This window comes from Shewanella sp. GJ50-10 (assembly GCF_055808815.1).
The window spans coordinates 1-2,292 of record NZ_JBVVSS010000002.1; the positions used below are offsets into that span (position 1 = coordinate 1).

General features: G+C 52.2%; 4 protein-coding genes. All 4 read right to left on the minus strand.

All coding sequences use genetic code 11. The features are described 5' to 3' along the window. The coding region (locus AC0L4E_RS20305) for a hypothetical protein (RefSeq protein ID WP_473681782.1) at positions 1–1,143 on the minus strand (1,143 nt) is incomplete at its 3' end. Beyond that, a complete protein-coding gene (locus AC0L4E_RS20310) occupies positions 1,136–1,300 on the minus strand; it encodes a hypothetical protein (protein WP_473681784.1) in 165 nt (54 codons plus the stop codon). The genes AC0L4E_RS20310 and AC0L4E_RS20305, both read right to left, overlap by 8 nt. Continuing rightward, the gene (locus AC0L4E_RS20315) at positions 1,227–1,454 is read right to left on the minus strand and encodes a hypothetical protein (RefSeq protein ID WP_473681786.1); all 228 of its coding nucleotides are present in this window, start codon (positions 1,452–1,454) and stop codon (positions 1,227–1,229) included. The genes AC0L4E_RS20310 and AC0L4E_RS20315 overlap by 74 nt, the downstream gene beginning before the upstream one ends. 74 nt (positions 1,455–1,528) lie before the next feature. Then, a partial coding sequence (locus tag AC0L4E_RS20320) for a hypothetical protein (RefSeq protein ID WP_473681788.1) occupies positions 1,529–2,292 on the minus strand: 764 nt, incomplete at its 5' end.

A 2,292-nucleotide genomic window follows, 5' to 3' on the forward strand; every position in this document is an offset into this window, starting at 1 on the left:
GGCGCTTAAGGTGCCGTCCGTATGTTGGAACTGGTAGTTAACCACACCGTCATCATCTGAGCCGACAAGGGTGGCGACTGTAGCGCCAGCGTCCTGATTTTCATCGTAATTAAAGGTTTGGTTTTCAAAGCTACCAGCTTCATCGAGGTTGTTTTCAGACAAGGTGACGGTGGCATCGGTGGTAGCACCAGCGCCGTCGGTCATGGTAACTAAGTAGTCGCCAGAGTTCGGGGCTTGCTCAAAGTCATTCACCTCTGAGGCAACCCCTGCAGCAGTGATGGTGATAACGCCAGTGCTACTGATACTGTAGAAGCCATCTTCACTGGTGGCGCTTAAGGTGCCGTCCGTATGTTGGAACTGGTAGTTAACCACACCGTCATCATCTGAGCCGACAAGGGTGGCGACTGTAGCGCCAGCGTCCTGATTTTCATCGTAATTAAAGGTTTGGTTTTCAAAGCTACCAGCTTCATCGAGGTTGTTTTCAGACAAGGTGATGGTGGCATCGGTGGTAGCACCAGCGCCGTCGGTCATGGTAACTAAGTAGTCGCCAGAGTTCGGGGCTTGCTCAAAGTCATTCACCTCTGAGGCAACCCCTGCGGCAGTGATGGTGATAACGCCAGTGCTACTGATACTGTAGAAGCCATCTTCACTGGTGGCGCTTAAGGTACCGTCCGTATGTTGGAACTGGTAGTTAACCACACCGTCATCATCTGAGCCGACAAGGGTGGCGACTGTAGCGCCAGCGTCCTGATTTTCATCGTAATTAAAGGTTTGGTTTTCAAAGCTACCATCTTCATCGAGGTTGTTTTCAGACAAGGTGATGGTGGCATCGGTGGTGGCACCAGCGCCGTCGGTCATGGTGACTAAGTAGTCGCCAGAGTTCGGGGCTTGCTCAAAGTCATTCACCTCTGAGGCGACGCCCGCGGCAGTAATGGTGATCACGCCAGTGCTACTGATACTGTAGAAGCCATCTTCACTGGTAGCGCTTAAGGTGCCGTCCGTATGTTGGAACTGGTAGTTAACCACACCGTCATTATCTGAGCCGACAAGGGTGGCGACTGTAGCGCCAGCGTCCTGATTTTCATCGTAATTAAAGGTTTGGTTGGCAAAGCTACCATCTTCATCGAGGTTGTTTTCAGACAAGGTGATGGTGGCATTCGGTGGTGGTGCCCGCGCCGTCGGTCATGGTGACTAAGTAGTCGCCAGAGTTCGGGGCTTGCTCAAAGTCATTCACCTCTGAGGCGACGCCCTGCGGCAGTGATGGTGATAACGCCAGTGCTACTGATACTGTAGAAGCCATCTTCACTGGTGGCGCTTAAGGTGCCGTCCGTATGTTGGAACTGGTAGTTAACCACACCGTCATTATCTGAGCCGACAAGGGTGGCGACTGTAGCGCCAGCGTCCTGATTTTCATCGTAATTAAAGGTTTGGTTTTCAAAGCTACCAGTCTTCATCGAGGTTGTTTTCAGACAAGGTGATGGTGGCATCGGTGGTAGCACCAGCGCCGTCGGTCATGGTAACTAAGTAGTCACCGGTGTTTCGTGCCTTGCTCAAAGTCATTCACCTCTGAGGCAACCCCTGCAGCAGTGATGGTGATAACGCCAGTGCTACTGATACTGTAGAAGCCATCTTCACTGGTGGCGCTTAAGGTACCGTCCGTATGTTGGAACTGGTAGTTAACCACACCGTCATCATCTGAGCCGACAAGGGTGGCGACTGTAGCGCCAGCGTCCTGATTTTCATCGTAATTAAAGGTTTGGTTTTCAAAGCTACCGTCTTCATCGAGGTTGTTTTCAGACAAGGTGATGGTGGCATCGGTGGTGGCACCAGCGCCGTCGGTCATGGTGACTAAGTAGTCGCCAGAGTTCGGGGCTTGCTCAAAGTCATTCACCTCTGAGGCGACGCCCGCGGCAGTAATGGTGATCACGCCAGTGCTACTGATACTGTAGAAGCCATCTTCACTGGTAGCGCTTAAGGTGCCGTCCGTATGTTGGAATTGGTAGTTAACCACACCGTCATCATCTGAGCCGACAAGGGTGGCGACTGTAGCGCCAGCGTCCTGATTTTCATCGTAATTAAAGGTTTGGTTGGCAAAGCTACCATCTTCATCGAGGTTGTTTTCAGACAAGGTAATGGTGGCATTCGTGGTGGCACCAGCGCCGTCGGTCATGGTGACTAAGTAGTCGCCAGAGTTCGGGGCTTGCTCAAAGTCATTCACCTCTGAGGCGACGCCTGCGGCAGTAATGGTGATCACGCCAGTGCTACTGATACTGTAGAAGCCATCTTCACTGG

Coding starts and splice junctions, on each gene's coding strand:
- AC0L4E_RS20315 (WP_473681786.1), bottom strand. CDS start 1,454: ATGAAGACTGGTAGCTTTGAAAACCAAACCTTTAATTACGATGAAAAT.
- AC0L4E_RS20310 (WP_473681784.1), bottom strand. CDS start 1,300: ATGGCTTCTACAGTATCAGTAGCACTGGCGTTATCACCATCACTGCCG.